This is a genomic window from Sinomonas gamaensis (genome assembly GCF_005876955.1).
GTDB lineage: Bacteria > Actinomycetota > Actinomycetes > Actinomycetales > Micrococcaceae > Sinomonas > Sinomonas gamaensis.
Genome location: NZ_SSCL01000005.1, coordinates 65037 through 81929, shown reverse-complemented (window position 1 = coordinate 81929; position 16893 = coordinate 65037). Strand labels below are relative to the sequence as shown.

Below are 16893 nucleotides of genomic sequence, written 5' to 3'. Positions count from 1 at the left end.
TGTTGCCCGGATCACATTCCGCTAAACGGATATGTCTAGCGTCGCTCGACGCGGAGCCGGTACCCGCGTTTCACCACCGTCTGCACGAGATCGGGGGAGGGCAGGGCGTTCCTGAGGCGGTTCACGGCCATGTCGAGCGCGTGGCTCGAGCCGCTCTGCGAGAGGAGCCGGGCGAGGGCTTCCCGTGGCACCACTGCCCCGCCGGCATCGAACAGGGCACGGAACAGGAGCATCGCCGCGGGCGCGAGGCACAGCTCGTCCCCGGCGAGTGTCATGGTCCGTCCGCGGAGCTCGATAGGGCCGGCGGGGGTCTCGACCCGGCGCACCTGGCGCCGCGAGAGGTTGTCCGTGACGAGCTTGATGAGCGCGCCCATGCGGAAGCGGTCCGGCACCCACGGGCGCAGGCCCGCCGCTTCGAGCGGCGCGGCGGTGACGGGGCCGACGGCGGCCGTGGCCACCCGCTGCCGGAACGCCGCGATGAGCTGCGCGTGCAGCCCGAGCTCGTGGGCAGCGCTGAAGAGCGCGTCGACGGCGGGGGCGCTCGTGAACGTCACGACATCGAGCTCGCCCGCGCACACGGCGGCGATGAGGGCCTCGAGCCGGTCCTCGCCCTCCGGCCGCACCCACCGGTACGGCGTCACCGTGATGAGTTCTGCCCCCGCGGTACGGAGCCGGTCGAGCTGCGCCCCATCCGTGTACCCGTGCAGCTGGATCACCACGCGCTTCCCGTCGAGTCGACCGCCGGCGTCGCGGAGGACGAGGTCCACGAGCGTGGCGGTCGTCTCGTCATGGGAGATGCCGACGTCGGCGAGTCCGGCGGCGCGCACCGCACCCCGCGCCTTGGGGCCGCGCACGTAGAGGGCGGAGGCGCTGAGCACCTCTTGGAGGTCCTCTCCGAGCCCGGCCGCGTCGGCGACCTCGAGCCAGCGGCGCATGCCGTAGGCCGTCGTGACGATGCAGAGGTCGGGGCGGGCGTCGATGGTCCGCCTGGTGTCCTCGATGACGCCGAGGTCCTGCCCTACCGGCGCGATCGTCAGGACGGGCGCGTGGAGCACCTCCGCGCCGCGTCGCTCGAGAGCCTCGATGAGGTCCTCCGCTCGGCGGTGCGACGTCACCCCGACCCGGAACCCCTTGAGCGCGGTCTCCAGCTCGGCCGGCGCGGGCTTCGCTTCCGTGGTCATGATGGCTGCTGCTCCGTTCATCTGAACTTCCGTCCCCTTCTCATGGTCACGCATCCAGCAACGAGGCCGCGAGGTCCCGGAGCTCGCGGTCATCGCTGCTGCCGCTGACCGTGTCCATGAGCCGCACGACCTCTCCGATCACGATGACCGCCGGGTTGCCGCACGCGGAGGTCTCGCTCTCGGCCCGGCCGAGCTCGGTCACCGTGGTGCGCTGGCCCGCCTGGTGGCCGCGTTCGACGACGGCGAGCGGCGTCTCGAGCGGAAGGCCCGCCCTGCGCAGGCCTGCGGCGAGGTGCGGAAGATTCGCGACGCCCATGAGGACCACGATCGTGCCGCCCGACCGGCCGAGTCCGGCGAGGTGTTCATGCTCGTCCGCGCTGAGCGGGGCATGGCCGGAGACGACCGTGAAGCAGTGGCTCACGTTGCGGTGGGTCACCGGGATGCCGGCCGCGGCCGGAACCGCGATCGAGCTCGAGATCCCCGAGACGATCCGCACGGGAACGCCGGCCTCCGCGCAGGCCGCCGCCTCCTCGCCGCCGCGGCCGAACACGAACGGATCTCCGCCCTTGAGCCGCACCACGTTGCAGCCGCGGCCGCCGTCGCCGCCCTTCGCGTGCTCGACCAGCAGCCTGTTGATCTCCTCCTGCGGCACCTTGTGATGCCCGGGGAGCTTGCCGACATCGATGAGCTGCGCCGTCGTGAGCTGTTCGAGCTCGCGCCACGGTGCGAGGCGGTCGAAGAGAACGACGTCCGCGTCCCGCAGCGCCTCGATCGCGTCGAGGGTGAGGAGCCCGCGCGAGCCGGGGCCGCCGCCCACGAGGGTGACGTGCCCGCGGGGTCCTGCCGAGGACTCCCTCACGATCGGCACCCCGGCGTTGCGGTAGTGCTCCAGCACAGGTGCCCACTCGCCGTCGTCCGCGCCGCGCCCTGAGGAGGCCTTGCCGACGACGGCGACGAGCCCCGGTCGCGCCGGGAGGGCGACGGCGGAGCGGAACGCGGCGGGCGAGTCGAAGTGTGCGAGCCGGGCGCCCGCGCGGCGGTAGCGGCGCGCGGCCTGGCGGGTGGCGTCCGCCTCGCCGAGCAGGACCACGGCGGTCCCGTTGAGGGAGATGTCGAGCTGCATGCTAGGCGTCCTCGAGCTGGGAACGGACAGGGATGGTGGCGCCGAGCGAAACGCGGCCGATTTCCTCGCGCTCCGCGGGGCTCGCGGGCCGGATCTGATCGCGTTCGGCGACGTGGACGATCGAACCGTCGGGCTCATCCGGGGCGTTGACGAAGGAACGGAAGCGACGGAGGCGGTCGGGGTCCTTGAGCGTCGCCGCCCATTCGTCCTCGTAGTTCTCCACGTGGGCCGCCATGGCGGCCTCGAGCTCCTCGGCGATGCCGAGCGAGTCCTCCACGACGACCTGGCGCACGTGGTCGAGCCCGCCGTCGAGGTCAGCCTGCCAGTGGGCGGTGCGCTGAAGGCGGTCGGCGGTGCGGATGTAGTACATGAAGTAGCGGTCGATGTACTTCACGAGCGTCTCGTCGTCCAGGCCGCCGGCAAGAAGCTGCGCGTGCGCGGGGTTCGCGCCGCCGTTGCCGCCGACGTAGAGGTTCCAGCCGTCCGAGGTCGCGATCACCCCGACGTCCTTGCCCCGGGCCTCCGCGCACTCGCGGGCACAGCCCGAGACGCCCAGCTTGAGCTTGTGCGGGCTGCGCAGACCGCGATAGCGCAGCTCGAGCTTAATGGCCATCCCCACGGAGTCGAGCACGCCGTAACGGCACCACGTCGACCCGACGCAGCTCTTCACGGTCCGCAGGCTCTTGCCGTACGCCTGGCCCGACTCCATGCCGGCGTCGATGAGCTCCTTCCAGATCTCGGGAAGCTGCTCGAGCCGGGCGCCGAACATATCGATGCGCTGGCCGCCCGTGATCTTCGTGTACAGGTTGTACTTCTTCGCGACGCTGGCGATCACCGCGAGCTTGTCCGGGGTGATCTCGCCCCCGGGGATGCGCGGGACTACCGAATAGGTCCCATCCTTCTGCATGTTCGCGAGGGCCCGGTCGTTCGTGTCCTGGAGCGTGCCGCGGCCGGAGTCGAGCACGTATGCGGAGTGCTGCGACGCGAGGATCGACGCGATGGTGGGCTTGCAGATGTCGCAGCCTGCGCCGGTTCCGAACCGGGCGAGGATGTCCTCGAACGAGGTGAGCTGGAGGATGCGGATCTTGTCGAAGAGCTCCTGGCGGGAGAGGTCGAAATGCTCGCAGAGCGCCTTCGAGACGGTGATGCCGGACTTCTGCAGCTCCTTCTCGAGGAGCTTCTTGATCATGGGCACGCACGAGCCGCACTGCGTTCCGGCCCGTGTGCAGGCCTTGAGGCCGGGAACGTCGCGCACCGGTTCCTTGCCTTCACACGTGCCGCACGCGTTGACGGCGTCGCGGAGGGTGCCCGCGGCGACGCTGTTGCAGGAGCAGAGGATGGCGTCGTCGGGGAGCTCGGTCTCCGGGGCCTCGCCTCCGCCAGCGGCCGTGAGGTACGCGCCGGGCTCGGCTGGAAGCTCGCGGCCGAGGAGCGGTCGGAGGCTCTGGTACGGGGTCGCGTCGCCCACGAAGATCCCGCCGAGGAGGGTCGTGGCGTCGTCGGTCGTGACGATCTTCTGGTAGACGCCGCGGGCCGGGTCGGCGTAGACGATCTCGAGCGCGCCGGGCTCCTTGGCGAACGCGTCGCCGAAGCTCGCCACGTCGACGCCCGAGAGCTTGAGCTTCGTGGCGGTGTCGAAGCCGGGGAAGGTGGCCTCGCCTCCGTGGAGGCGGTCGGCGACGATCTCCGCCATCGTATTCGCCGGGGCCACGAGGCCGAGGCACATGCCACCGAACGAGGCCACCTCGCCGATCGCCCACACGCCGTCGACGGCGGTGGCGCAGGTTTCGTCGATCACCACGCCGCCGCGCGGGCCGACCTCCAGCGGGGCTCCCTCGTCGACCGCGGCCCGGATCAGCTCATCGCGGGGCCGCACCCCGATCGCGACCACGACGAGGTCTGCGTCGATCACGCGCCCGTCGGCCAGGAGGACTCCGGTGACGGTGCCGCCGTCGGGCTCTGGCGCGGCATCGGCCCCCGGCTCCAACTCAGTCATGAGAATCTCGGACGGGAACACCCCGCCGTGGACGGTGAAGCCCTTGGACGCGATGAGGCGGCCCAGCGCCTGGCCGGCGCCTTCGTCGAGCTGCCGGTTCATCATCCATGGCGAGCCGTCGATGATGACGGACTCGGCACCCAGCGACTGGGCGCCAGCAGCAGCCTCGATGCCGAGGAGACCGCCGCCGATGACGGCGACGCGGGGCTTGCGGTCGAGCGTTTCGGCGAGGCGGCCGATCTCCGCCCGCAGGAACCAGACGTCTTCCAGAGTGCGGTACACGTAGGACTTGGCCGCCCCCGGGATAGGGAGACGGGCCGCGTTGGAACCGGTGGCGAGCACCAGCTCGTCGTACTCGTGGGTGCTGCCATCCTCCGCGTGGACCACGCGCGCTTCGGTGTCGAGGCGCACCGCCTTCGCTCCGGTCCTCAGGGCGACGTTGCGGGTGCCCCACATCGACGGTTCGCCGAGGGTGAGGTCGACGTCGGAGAGGAGGGCCTTGGAGAGGGCCACGCGATCATAGGGGAGGTGTGCTTCCTCGGTCAGCACCGTGATCTGGAAGCCGTCGAGGCCGCGCGCGACCATCGCGTCGACGAAGCGGTGGGCGGCGGGACCGCCCCCGATGACGACGACGCGTCGCGGCTGGTCGGGAGTGCTGGGCTCGGTGGCGCGGGAGTTGCTCACTGGGAGTGCCTTCCGTCGAAAGGGGCGCCACAGGAAAACGGTGGCGCAGGATTTCCTTCAGCCTAGGAATCGGCGATTTCGCGTCAGTTGCCCCGGTGTAACGGCCGATTAACTTCGCTGTCACGAGCATGTTTCAGCATCAGTGAGGCCGGTTTTACTTTCGCGTGACACAGACTCAACCCGGGCGAAACGCACCACTTCGTAGCGTTGAGGCATGACGATCACTGCCTCTGCACCTGACATGGACGCCCTCGAAGCCTCCGTCCTCTCGACGTGGCACAGCGTGTGCAACCTGAGTGACCTCGAGCCCAACTGGGGCGAGGCCGCGCTTGTCGGCGGGCGCCAGATTGCGCTCTTCCTCCTCCCGTCCGGGGAGGTCTACGCCGTCGATCAGAAGGATCCCGCGAGCGAGGCGCACGTCATGGCCCGCGGCATCGTCGGCTCGCGTGGGGATCGCCCGACGATCGCCTCCCCGCTCCACAAACAGGTCTACGACCTCCGTACGGGCGAGCGGCTCGACGCCGACGGCGCCCCGCTCGCCGCGTTCCCCGCCCGGGTCGTGGACGGCATCGTCCAGGTCGCCGCCTGACGAAGACCGCCAGTCAGCCCTGCCGCAGCCCCAGCGTGTTGCCGTCGGGGTCCTTGAACCACGCACCGAAGGCCGGCCCGAGGTGCGCGATGTGCTTCGTGGTCTTGAGCGGCCCTTCCGAGTAATCGAGGAAGTCGACGCCCTTGGATTCGAGATCCTCCACCGTCTGCTCGATGTCCTCGACTTCGAAGTGGGCGAGCGTGTGGACCGTTTCCAGGGCTGGTCGCCTGAACACGGACAGTTCGCTGTACTCCCCGCAGCGGTAGCGGACCGAGGCCGGATTCTCCCAGAGTTGAGTCAGGCCGAGGACCTTCCCATAGAACTGCTTCGCCTTCTCCAGATCGGTGACGGGAATCGTGGCGACGACCATGGTTGCAATGAGCATCGTGACCTCCTGGGGAAGGTGCCGTGATTCTGACGAGATCAGGGTGGCGCGGCCCCGTCCGCGGCGCAATCCTCTGCCGCCTCCTCCCGTTGCGCCGTCAGATCCGGAGGGTGTTGTCAGCCTGCATTGACAGACATCTTCCTGTCAATCTAGACTGACAGGCATGGATGGACCTGACCTATCCGATGCACTCCGCGCCGACGACCCGGCGGTCGGCCTCCGTGCCGTCGGCGCCCTTCATCGGCTCGCCGAGCTCACCGAGGCCCGCTCGGTCGCCGCAGCGCGCGAGCGCGGGTGGACGTGGGAGCAGATCGGCGACGCGCTCGGCGTGTCGCGCCAGTCCGTCCACGCCAAATACGGAAAGGACGGCTGAGATGTTCGAGCGCTTCAGCGAGACGGCCCGCTGCACCGTCACAGAGGGCGTGAAGGAGGCGGCGAGGCGTGGAGACCGCCGCGTGGGGACGGACCATCTCCTCCTCGGGCTCCTCCACGATCCGTCGAGCGCGGCCACCCTGGGCGTGAGCCTGGAGGCGGCGCGGGCCGCCGAAGAGGCTCTCGATCGGGAGGCTCTCGCTGCCGTGGGTGTTGATCCCGGGCCAGGGCCGCTCGCCATGCCGCGACCCGCCGCCGGCCGTCTGCCGATGACCTCTGCAGCGAAGGGCGTCTTGGCCCACTCCGTTCGCCGCGCGGCGGCAGACCGAAGCCGGACGATCACTGGCCGGCACGTGGTCCTCGCCCTCCTCGAGAACCGGACCCCCGACCCGGCGGCGGCGCTTCTCGCCAGGCTCGGGGTGGTTGCGGAGGACGTGAAGTCCCGTCTCGAGGGCTAAGAGGGCTAGCCGCGCCTGCGGCGCTAAAGCCCCAAAGCCTCGCGGACGTCGTCGAGCGCCGCATCCATCGTCTGACGAGCCGCCTGCCGAGCGTCGGCGAGCTCCGCCGAGCTGTCCACGGGCCGGATCACCTCGAGATAGCACTTGAGCTTCGGCTCCGTGCCGCTCGGGCGGATGATCACCCGTGTGTCGTCGCGCGTGACCCAGAGCAGCCCCTCGGTGGGCGGCAGCTCATCCGAGCCCTCGGAAAGGTCCACGGCCGTCTCCACGGGCGAGCCGGCGAACGAGCTGGGAGGGTTCTCCCGCAGGCGGAGCATCATCGCCTCGAGCAGCCCGAGATCGGCGACGCGCACGTTCAGCTGGTCGGTCAGATGCACGCCGTGAAGCGTGTGCAGGGCATCGAGCAGGTCGAACAAGGACTGCCCCTGGGCCTTCGCGTCGGCGGCGAGTTCGGCGACGAGCAGCGCGGCGGAGATGCCGTCCTTGTCCTTGACGAGCTCAGGCGCCACGCAGTACCCGAGGGCTTCCTCATACCCGTAAGCCAGATCGGGGACGCGGGAGATCCATTTGAAGCCCGTGAGCGTCTCCCGATGACGGATCCCCGCGGCCGCCGCGATACGACCGAGCAGCCGCGACGAGACGATCGAGTTCGCGAAGACGCAGTCCTCATTCACGGCATCTCCAGCGCCTTCCGCGGGGGAGAGGCCCAGCCGGCGCACCACATGGGCGCCGAGCAGCGCTCCCACCTCGTCGCCGCTCAGCATCCGCCATTCACCGCTCTCGGGCTGCGGCACGGCTACTGCGCACCGATCGGCGTCCGGATCGTTTGCGATGACGACGTCGGCCCCAGCCTCGCGCGCCGCGGCGAGCGCAAGATCCAGCGCGCCGGGCTCCTCGGGGTTCGGGAACGCGACCGTCGGGAAGCCGGGGTCGGGGACGGCCTGTTCGGCCACCAGCGAGACGTCCGCGAATCCGGCCTCGCGCAGCACGCCGACGGCGGTGGTGCCGCCCACGCCGTGCAGCGGGGTGAGGACGATCTTGAGGTCGCGCGCTGGGAACAGGTCGGCTCGGGCAAGGCGGACGACGGCGGCGCGGTAGTCCGCGGCGAGGTTCGGCGAGAGGAGGTTCCACCCCGAGGCGGCGAGCGGGATGTCGCCCACGGGCCCCGCGGCATCGATGAGACCGGCGATCTCCGCATCGATGGGAGCGACGATCTGCGCGCCGCGCCCGTCGTCGTCGACCGCCCTTCCGCCCAAGTACACCTTGTAGCCGTTGTCCTGGGGAGGGTTGTGGCTCGCGGTCACCATGACCGCGCCGTCGCACTCGAGCACGCGGAGGGCATAGGCGAGGACTGGCGTCGGCAGGGGAGCCGGCATAAGGAAAGTCTCGACGCCCGCTGCGGTGAAGACGGCCGCGGTGTCGAGCGCAAAAGCCTGCGAGTTCTTGCGCGCATCGAAGCCGACGACGGCGCGGGGCCGGTCGCCCGTGGGCGCCCCGCTCAGGCGGCCCAGGAGGAAGGCCGCTACTCCCGCCGCGGCCCTCCGGACGACCACCCGGTTCATCCGGTTCGGCCCGGGGCCGAGGGGAGCGCGCAGGCCGGCCGTTCCGAACTGGAGCGTTCCGTGGAACGAGTCCGCAAGCTCTTGGGCCGCCGCCGCGTTGCCGTGGTCAGCCTGCTCGACGGCGGCGCGGAGCTGGGCCGCGGTTTCAGGGTCAGGGTCGGAGGCAGCCCAGGCTTCGGCACGGGCACGCAGTTCTTCGTCAATCGTTGTCATGGGAGAGTCCAGTCGTCAGATCTTCGCGACGATGTCCGCGAGGAGGCGCGAGATGCGGGGACCAGCGGCGCGGCCGGCCTCGAGGACTTCCTCGTGGCTGAGCGGCGTGGGGCTGATGCCCGCGGCAAGGTTCGTCACGAGAGAGATGCCGAACACTTCGAGTCCTGTGTGGCGGGCCGCGATCGCTTCGAGCGCCGTCGACATGCCGATCAGGTCGGCACCGATCCGCTTCGCGTACTGGACCTCGGCCGGCGTCTCGTAGTGCGGGCCGGGGAACTGGGCGTAGACGCCCTCCCCGAGGCTCGGATCCACTTCTCGCGCCAGATCCCGAAGCCGCGACGAATAGAGATCCGTGAGATCGACGAAGGTCGCGCCCTCGAGCGGGGAGGCCGCCGTGAGGTTGATGTGGTCGCGGATGAGCACGGGGGTCCCTGGCTGCCAGTCGGGGTTCAGCCCCCCGCAGCCGTTGGTGAGCACGAGGACACGGCACCCCGTAGCCGCCGCCGTGCGGACCCCGTGGACGACGGCGCGCACGCCCTTCCCCTCGTAGTAGTGCGTGCGGGCGCCGAGCACGAGCGCATGCTTGCCGTCCCGCGTGAGGATCGACCGGATCGTGCCCACATGGCCCACGACCGCGGGGGCGGAGAACCCGGGGACCTCGTCGGCCGGGAGCGTGGCGACGACCTCCCCGATGAGGTCCGCGGCAGCGCCCCAGCCGGACCCCAGGACCAGCGCGATCTCGTGCGAGGGCACGCCTGTGGCCCGGGCAATGTGGTCAGCGGCGGCCTGTGCCAACGCGAAAGGCTCGGAAGTGGTCACAGGTAGAACCTATCAACGAGTGGAACCTGTGCGCGGGTGGCAGAATGTTTTTCCGTGACGATGAACCCGGACTTCAGCGTTCCCCATATTGCGATCCTGGGCGGCGGCCCCGGCGGATACGAGTCGGCCTCGGTGGCGGCATCCCTCGGAGCCCGAGTGACCGTCGTCGAGCGAGCGGGCCTGGGCGGCTCGGCCGTCCTCACCGACGTGGTGCCCTCGAAGACGCTCATTGCAACCTCAGACCTCATGACGCGCGTCGAGGAGGCCTCGGCCTTGGGCGTGCGCTTCGGCACGAACGACGGTAAGGCCATCAAGCGCGCCGACATCCGAGCCGTCAACGAGCGCCTCCTCGGCCTGGCCCACCAGCAGTCCGAGGACATCCGCGCAGGACTCGAGCAGCTCGGCGTGCGGATCATCATGGGGGAGGGCAAGCTCCTCACACCTCACACGATCGAGGCAACTACGGAGAATGGGGTCGAGCGCATCGAGGCCGACGCCGTGATCCTCGCGGTGGGCGCGCATCCCCGCGAGCTCCCGACCGCCCGCTACGACGGCGAGCGGATCCTCAACTGGACCCAGCTCTACAAGCTCGAAGAGCTCCCGGAGCACCTCATCGTGGTCGGCTCTGGCGTCACCGGGGCGGAGTTCGCGTCCGCGTACAACGGCCTCGGCTCCCAGGTCACGCTCGTCTCCTCGCGCGACCGTGTCCTCCCCGGCAACGACGAGGACGGCGCCGAACTCCTCGAGCGCGTCTTCGCCCGCCGCGGCGTCAATGTCCTCGCCCGCTCTCGCGCTGCCGCCGTCGAACGCACGGGCGACGGGGTCGCCGTCGTCCTCGGAGATGGCACCAAGGTGACCGGATCGCACTGCCTCGTGTGCGTCGGCTCGATCCCGAACACGGCGGACATCGGCCTCGAGGAGGCCGGCATCGCCCTCTCCGAGAGCGGGCACATCAAGGTCGACGGCGTCTCCCGCACCACGGCGATCAACGTCTACGCCGCGGGCGACTGCACGGGAGTTCTCGCGCTCGCCTCGGTGGCGGCGATGCAGGGGCGGATCGCCGTGGCGCACTTCCTCGGCGATCAGGTGACCCCCCTCAACCTGAACCACGTCGCCTCGAACATCTTCACGTCGCCGGAGATCGCCTCGGTGGGCGTCTCCGAGGCCGACGTTGCGAGCGGCAAGGTCGCGGGCGACGTCGTGACGCTCAGGCTCAAGAGCAATGCACGCGCCAAGATGCGCAACACCACGGACGGGTTCGTCAAGATCATCGCCCGCAAGGGAACCGGGACGGTGATCGGGGCCGTGGTCATGGGCTCGAACGCCTCGGAACTCATCTTCGGGCTGGCGCTCGCGGTCGAGCAGAAGCTGCATGTCGACGACGTCGCGGGAACCTACGCCGTGTACCCATCACTGTCCGGCTCGATCTCGGAGGCCGCGCGCCGACTGCACGTCCACATGTAAGGCACTTGTCCACACGTAAGGCACCTGTCCACACGTAAGGCACCTGTCCACACGTAAGGCACCTGTCCACACGTAAGGCACCTGCAGCGCGCCAACCCTTGAGGCCCCCGCGCCGGGCGCGCATCATGGCGTGCATGTCACACCTCTCGGATCGGGAAGCCCTCGCCGCCGTCAGGCAGCACCACACGTCGATGCTGGACCGCGCGAGCGCGCTGTCGCAGACCCTCACGGCTGCGGTCGAGGCTGGCGACGCGTCGACCGTGTATGACGAGCGCGGCAACCTCATCGAGTGGTGCGCGGACGACCTCGTGCCGCATTGCACGGCGGAGGAGCGTCTGTACGGGCTCGCTGACGGAGTAGCCGGCGCGGGACTTCTGGTCGAGGCCCTCCGGCACGATCACGAGGCGATCGCCGCGCTCATCGAGGAGCTCAGGGCGTCCGACGGCGTTCGGGCGGCCGCAGTGGGGCAGTCGATCGTGCGGGCGTTCGCCCTGCACGCTGACAAGGAGGACAGCCTGCTGTTTCCTGCCCTGGCCGGCGATCCGGAGTTGGGGTTCGGCGCGGCTGTCGAGGGGCTCGAGGAGGTCGTCGGCGCTGTATAGCAGCCGCTTCCGTATAGCAGCCGGCATCTTTAGCAGCAGTGGAGCCCGGTCGGGCTGAAACTTACTGGGGGAAGGTTCCAGCCCGACCCAGCTGCTGGGGGCAGAGCCAGAAGCTGGGGGCAGTCCAGCTCGAAGGCTCCACTCAGGTGATCGTCCGGCGGTGCCGAAAGGTTACGCCGGCAGAGCAGAAAAATGTGCCTCGATGAGTTCGCGCACTGTGTCACGGCATCCCCCGCAGCCCGTCCCGGCCCTGGTCTCCTTCGAGACCTCTTCGACCGTAGAGCAGCCCCCCGTGACGGCATCGTGGACGGTTCCCCGGCTCACGCCGGCGCAGCGGCAGAGGGTCGACTCAGGTCCTGCGGAGGAGCCGGGCACGCCGAGGGAGCTCTCGGGGCCGTCGAGCCGCAGGAGCACCGATCGATCGGCCGGGAGCTCGGCCCCGCTCCCGAAGAGGAGGGTGAGCTCGCCCGCCGCGCGGGGCATGCCGAGCGCAACGAAGCCCTCCAGTACACCGTCACGGGTGCACATCTTGACATAGCGCCCGTGCGCGGGGTCTGCCCACAGCGAGACCTCGAGGGGCGCCCGGCCGGCGCTGTCCGCATCCCAGGCGACGGCGTCCCAGGGATCCGTCTGGACATCGCCCGCTGCGGCCAGATTGATGCCCCGAGCCTTGAGGAGGATGACGCCGGGGCGCTCTTCGGGAAGGGGCGCTGGGGCCGCCTCACCGAGCAGGCGCGCGCGGAACGCCGCGGCCAGCCAGTCTGCCTGCCGCCATCCCGGGGCGATGAGCCCGCTGGGTCCGGTGCTGCGGCGGCACGCCGGGCACGATGAGTCTGCGCAGCGGACCTCGGCGCAGTCGCCGATCGCGAAGACGTGCTCGGTGTGGAGCGCGGCGAGGGTGTGGTCCACCAGGATGCCGGTATCGACGGCGAGCCCGCCGCCTTCGGCGAGCTCGCGGCGCGGGCGCGCCCCGCACGCCAGGACGAGGAGATCGCCGTCGACCGCGGACCCGTCGTCGAGCAGGAGGGCGCGGAAGGCGCCGTCCGTCCCCGTCTCGATGCCGGTCGCGCGCGCGTTGGGGGCGAGCCGCAGGCCTTGCCGGCGCAGAGCTGCTGAGAGCGTGGAGCCGGCGCCGCGGTCGATCTGCCGGCCCAGCGGCCGGTCGCCGTGGTGCACGAGGGTGACCGTTGCCCCCTCCTCGACGGCAGCTAGCGCGGCCTCAAGGCCGAGGACCCCGCCGCCAAGGACCACGATCCGCCGTCGACCTCGCACTGCCTCGCCGAGCCGTTCCGCGTCGGCGAGGTCGCGCATCGACGTCACTCCCTGGGGGAGCACGGGGTGCAGCGGGTCCGGGTTGAGTCCCGTGAGATTCGGGATCGCCGCGCGCGCGCCGGTTGCGAGGACAAGGCGGTCGTACGGGAGCGCCTCGCCGTCTGAGAGGTGCAGCAGGCGGCGGCTGCGGTCGAAGCGCGCGGCGCGTGTCCCGACCAGGACGCGGACGCCGTCGAGGGCCAGCTCCTCCGGATCGGAGAGCTGCATGGCGGCGTGCGAGGTGCGACCGACCCCGAGATCCGCCACGAGCACGCGGTTGTAGGCAGCGTGCTCCTCCTCGCCGACCACCGTCACCTGGGCAGCGCCCGCAGCGGCGGCTGGTCGCAGCTCGTCCACGAAGCGCGCCGCGACAGGGCCGTAGCCGACGACGACGATCCTCTCCGGCGTTGTCGTCACACCGCGTGCAGGGGGCGGGAAAGGGACAGAGCTCGCGCTCACAGGCGCTCCTCTCGTGGGACGGCTGAGACCAGCCTGCTGCCGACAGGGGGCACATCTGCTGGGGGAAAATCGGCCGGCTGGACGAGGACACGGGTGGTCTTGAACTCGGGCATGCCCGAGATCGGATCGGTTCGGCCTTCGGTCACCTGGTTCGCTGCGGCCAGGCCCGGAAAGTGGAAGGGCAGGAAGACCGTGTCGGGCCTGATGTCGAGCGTCAATTCCGCACGGCACAAGACCTCGGGCTCGGCCTGCTCCGCCCCATTCGAGCGCGTCACCCGCACCCACGCCCCGTCCGCAATCCTCAGCCGCGCCGCAGGCGCGGGGTGGAGCTGGAGCCGCGGCTCGGGCTGCGACTCCGCCAACGCTGCCACACGCCGCGTCTGGGCCCCCGACTGGTAGTGCTCGAGCAGACGGCCGGTAGCGAGCTGGAACTCCTCGAGGGCAGGGCTGGCGGCGGCCCAGCCCGGGTTTCCGGCGCGGACTGCCACGAGCCTCGCACGCCCGTCCTCGTGGGCGAAGCGGTCGCGGAACAAGCGCGGGGTGCCGCGAGACCCCTTCGGATACGGCCAGTAGGCCTCGGCGCCCGCGTCCAGCAGGCGGTAGGAGACGCCCGAGTAATCGGCGAGGCCGCCCGCGGAGGCCTCCCGGAGCTCCTCGAACACGGTCTCCGGATCGGCCGGGAACGACGACGGCGCGTCAAGCAGTTCTGCCAGTCGGTTCAGGATCCACAGCTCGGACCGCGCCCCAGCCGGCGGCTCGATCGCCCGCCGCCGCCGCAGGACGCGACCCTCGAGGTTTGTCATGGTGCCCTCTTCCTCCGCCCATTGCAGCACCGGGAGGACGACGTCCGCCTCACGCGCCGTCTCGGACAGGAAGAAGTCGCACACCGCGAGGAAGTCGAGGCGACGGAGACCGGCTTGGACCGCGGACACGTCCGGCGCGGAGACCACCACGTTGGCGCCGTGGACCAGGAGGGCGCGCACGCCGTCGTCCGTTCCCAAGGTGCTCAGGAGCTCGACGGCGGGCACCCCCGGTCCCGGAATGCTCGCCTCGGAGACGCCCCACACTCGGGCGAGGTGGGCGCGCGCCTCGGGATCGGTGATCTTGCGATAGCCGGGGAGCTGGTCCGCCTTCTGGCCGTGCTCGCGGCCGCCCTGCCCGTTGCCCTGGCCCGTGAGGGTGCCGTAGCCGCCTCGCTCCGAGCCGGGGAGGCCGAGGAGGAGCGAGAGGTTGATCGCAGCGGTGACGGTATCCGTCCCGTCGGCATGCTGCTCGACGCCCCGGCCCGTGAGGATGTAGCACGAGCCGCTGCGGGCCGCCCGCGCGAGCTGCTGCGCCGTCGAGCGCACGAGGTCGGCAGGGACTCCAGTCGCCGCCTGGACGCGCTCGGGCCACCACGGCGCCACCGAGCGGATGACGGCCTCGAGGCCGTGGGTGCGCTTGCGCAGGTAGCGCGAGTCGAGGAGGCCATCGTTGATGACTGCATGGGCGAGCCCCAGCAGCAGGATCAGGTCCGTGTGCGGGGCGGGAGCGAGGTGGGTTCCTCCGCCGTCGTCCGTGAGGCGGGCCGTCGCCGATCGCCGGGGGTCGACGACGATGAGGCCGCCCGCCGCCCGCGCGCCCGCGAGATGCTGGACGAACGGGGGCATGGTCTCCGCGACGTTCGACCCGAGCAGCAGGATCGTGTCCGCGGCATCGAGATCCGCGAGCGGGAAGGGGAGGCCACGGTCCAGGCCGAAGGCGCGGTTGCCCGCAGCCGCAGCGGAGGACATGCAGAACCGGCCGTTGTAGTCGATCCGCGAGGTCCGGAGGGCCACACGGGCGAACTTGCCGAGCAGGTAGGCCTTCTCGTTCGTGAGGCCCCCGCCGCCGAAGACGCCGACGGCGTCCGGCCCATGGGCGGCCTGTGCCCTCTGGATCTCCGCCGCCACTCGCCCGAGTGCCTCGTCCCAGCTCGCGGCCCGCAGCACGCCGCTCTGGTCGCGGACCAACGGCTCGGTGAGCCGATCGGGGTGCCGCAGGAGCTCCGCGGCGGTCCAGCCCTTGCGGCAGAGTCCACCCCGGTTCGTGGGGAAGTCCCGGCCCGCGACCTCAAGGGGCGAGGCGTGATTCTCAACGGGGGAGAGGCTCATGGCGCACTGGAGCGCGCAATACGGGCAGTGGGTGGCGGTAGGGGGATCCAGAGGGCTGGCCACGTCAGGCTCCTGCTTGTGCGACCGCGCTGCTGCGGCGCAGGTAGCAGGCCCACGCGACGATCAGCATGAGTGCATACGCGCCGACGAAGCAGAAGAACGCCGGAACGTAGGAACCCGTGGCGCTGCTCGAGGCGCCGAGGAGCTGAGGGATCACGAACCCTCCGTAGGCGCCGATCGCCGAGACGAGGCCGAGTGCCGCCGAGGCGAGGCGGTTGGTGTGCGACGGCGCCGCTCCGGCCTTCGCCGCGCGGCTCGCCCGGGCAAAGATCACCGGGATCATGCGATAGGTGGAGCCGTTGCCGATCCCGCTCGCCGCGAACAGGGCCAGGAACAGGGCCAGGAAGAGCCAGAAGTTCTTGAGCGGGAGCGTCGCGATGACCGTGAGCGTCACGGCGGCCATCACCGCGAAGGCGATGACGGTGATCCGCGCGCCGCCGAACCGGTCGGCGAGCTTGCCGCCGTACGGCCGCGACAGCGAGCCGACGAGCGGGCCGAGGAACGCGAGGGACAGCGCGGCCGCGCCAATGGCGAACGACGAGTACGACGGGAAGAAGTCCTTGATCAGCTTCGGGAACACGCCCGAGAAGCCGATGAACGAGCCGAACGTGCCGATGTAGAGGAAAGCCACGATCCACAGGTGCGGCTCCTTGAGGGCCGCGAGCGAACCCGCGAGGTCGCCCTTCGCGTTCGAGAGGTTGTCCATGCGGCGCCAGGCGCCGATCGCCGCGATGAGGATGAGGGGAACCCACATGAGGCCCGCGATGGCGAGGCTCGAGCCGCCCTTCGCGCTGGCGGCGCCGGTGGTGACGACGGCCGTGAGGCTCACCGCGATCGGAACGGCGAGTTGGGCGATGGCCGCGCCGAGGTTGCCGCCGGCCGCGTTGAGGCCGAGGGCCCAGCCCTTCTCCCGCGCAGGGAAGAAGAAGGTGATGTTCGCCATCGAGCTCGCGAAGTTGCCGCCGCCGAGACCGGCCAGTCCGGCGACGGCGAGCATGAGCCAGAACGGCGTCCCCGGATTGGCCACGCACAGGGCCAGGCCGATCGTGGGGATGAGGAGCAGCAGGGCGGAGACGATGGTCCAGTTCCGGCCGCCGAAGCGGGAGACCGTGAAGGTGTAGGGGATGCGGAGCGTTGCGCCGACGAGGCTCGGCATGGAGATCAGCCAGAACGTCTGCGAGGTGTCGAACGAGAAGCCCGCCGCCGGGAGCGAGACGACCACGATCGACCAGAGCTGCCAGACGACGAAGCCGAGGAATTCCGCGAAGATGGACCAGTTCAGATTCCGCTTGGCGATCCGGCGGCCTTCGCGCTCCCACTGGGCCGTGTCCTCGGGATTCCAGTGCTCGATCCAGCGACCAGAGCGAAAGTCCAGCTGGATCGCGGGGGAGGCAGGCGCCGTCGTGCTGCGAGCGGGCGCTTGGGGGTCGGTGCTCATGTGCCCTCCTAGGTGAGTGCGTGGGGGAATTTCGATCTGGTTCCA

14 protein-coding genes are annotated in these 16893 nt (G+C 70.5%); 5 read left to right on the top strand and 9 right to left on the bottom strand.

Annotated features, from left to right (window positions below; all coding sequences use genetic code 11):
• Positions 1 to 35: 35 nt before the first annotated feature.
• Genes E5679_RS08815 through nirB form a run of 3 tightly spaced genes read right to left on the bottom strand, consistent with a single transcriptional unit; the run spans position 36 to position 4885 of the window.
• Complete coding sequence (locus E5679_RS08815) at positions 36 to 1202, bottom strand: uroporphyrinogen-III synthase (RefSeq protein ID WP_138414897.1); 1167 nt, start codon at positions 1200 to 1202, stop codon at positions 36 to 38.
• 25 nt (positions 1203 to 1227) lie between these two features.
• Complete coding sequence (cobA, locus tag E5679_RS08810) at positions 1228 to 2304, bottom strand: uroporphyrinogen-III C-methyltransferase (protein ID WP_138414895.1); 1077 nt, start codon at positions 2302 to 2304, stop codon at positions 1228 to 1230.
• 1 nt (position 2305) lies between these two features.
• Complete coding sequence (nirB, locus tag E5679_RS08805) at positions 2306 to 4885, bottom strand: nitrite reductase large subunit NirB (RefSeq protein WP_249336044.1); 2580 nt, start codon at positions 4883 to 4885, stop codon at positions 2306 to 2308.
• A gap of 313 nt (positions 4886 to 5198) precedes the next feature.
• Between nirB and nirD the strand changes: the two genes are divergently transcribed.
• Positions 5199 to 5573, top strand: coding sequence for a nitrite reductase small subunit NirD (gene nirD / locus E5679_RS08800; protein ID WP_138414891.1), 375 nt, complete (start codon positions 5199 to 5201; stop codon positions 5571 to 5573).
• A 13-nt stretch (positions 5574 to 5586) separates the two neighbouring features.
• On the opposite strand, the gene E5679_RS08795 is transcribed toward nirD, so the two are convergent.
• The gene (locus tag E5679_RS08795) at positions 5587 to 5958 is read right to left on the bottom strand and encodes a VOC family protein (RefSeq protein ID WP_138414889.1); all 372 of its coding nucleotides are present in this window, start codon (positions 5956 to 5958) and stop codon (positions 5587 to 5589) included.
• A 163-nt stretch (positions 5959 to 6121) separates the two neighbouring features.
• Here E5679_RS08795 and E5679_RS08790 point away from each other — a divergent pair, with 163 nt between their 5' ends.
• Positions 6122 to 6331: a helix-turn-helix domain-containing protein gene (locus tag E5679_RS08790; protein WP_138414887.1), complete on the top strand. Its 210-nt coding sequence runs from the start codon at positions 6122 to 6124 to the stop codon at positions 6329 to 6331.
• Position 6332: 1 nt separating this feature from the next.
• Entirely contained in the window at positions 6333 to 6788 is a 456-nt protein-coding gene (locus E5679_RS08785) for a Clp protease N-terminal domain-containing protein (RefSeq protein ID WP_138414885.1), read from the top strand.
• 23 nt (positions 6789 to 6811) lie between these two features.
• On the opposite strand, the gene E5679_RS08780 is transcribed toward E5679_RS08785, so the two are convergent.
• Positions 6812 to 8563: a phospho-sugar mutase gene (locus tag E5679_RS08780; RefSeq protein WP_138414883.1), complete on the bottom strand. Its 1752-nt coding sequence runs from the start codon at positions 8561 to 8563 to the stop codon at positions 6812 to 6814.
• Between the two features lie 15 nt (positions 8564 to 8578).
• Entirely contained in the window at positions 8579 to 9382 is an 804-nt protein-coding gene (locus tag E5679_RS08775) for a purine-nucleoside phosphorylase (protein ID WP_138414881.1), read from the bottom strand.
• A 54-nt stretch (positions 9383 to 9436) separates the two neighbouring features.
• Here E5679_RS08775 and E5679_RS08770 point away from each other — a divergent pair, with 54 nt between their 5' ends.
• Positions 9437 to 10846 (top strand): NAD(P)H-quinone dehydrogenase, encoded by a 1410-nt coding sequence (locus E5679_RS08770; protein WP_138414879.1) that lies wholly within the window; start codon positions 9437 to 9439, stop codon positions 10844 to 10846.
• Positions 10847 to 10980: 134 nt separating this feature from the next.
• Positions 10981 to 11448: a hemerythrin domain-containing protein gene (locus E5679_RS08765; protein WP_171042300.1), complete on the top strand. Its 468-nt coding sequence runs from the start codon at positions 10981 to 10983 to the stop codon at positions 11446 to 11448.
• A gap of 171 nt (positions 11449 to 11619) precedes the next feature.
• On the opposite strand, the gene E5679_RS08760 is transcribed toward E5679_RS08765, so the two are convergent.
• The 3 genes from E5679_RS08760 to E5679_RS08750 form a co-directional block, all read right to left on the bottom strand.
• Positions 11620 to 13218, bottom strand: coding sequence for an FAD-dependent oxidoreductase (locus E5679_RS08760; protein WP_249336033.1), 1599 nt, complete (start codon positions 13216 to 13218; stop codon positions 11620 to 11622).
• Positions 13215 to 15350, bottom strand: a complete 2136-nt coding sequence (locus tag E5679_RS08755) for a molybdopterin oxidoreductase family protein (protein ID WP_138415201.1) — start codon at positions 15348 to 15350, stop codon at positions 13215 to 13217. Before E5679_RS08755 ends, E5679_RS08760 begins: the two co-directional genes overlap by 4 nt.
• Positions 15351 to 15414: 64 nt before the next feature.
• Entirely contained in the window at positions 15415 to 16848 is a 1434-nt protein-coding gene (locus E5679_RS08750; RefSeq protein WP_138414875.1) for an MFS transporter, read from the bottom strand.
• Positions 16849 to 16893 lie beyond the last annotated feature (45 nt).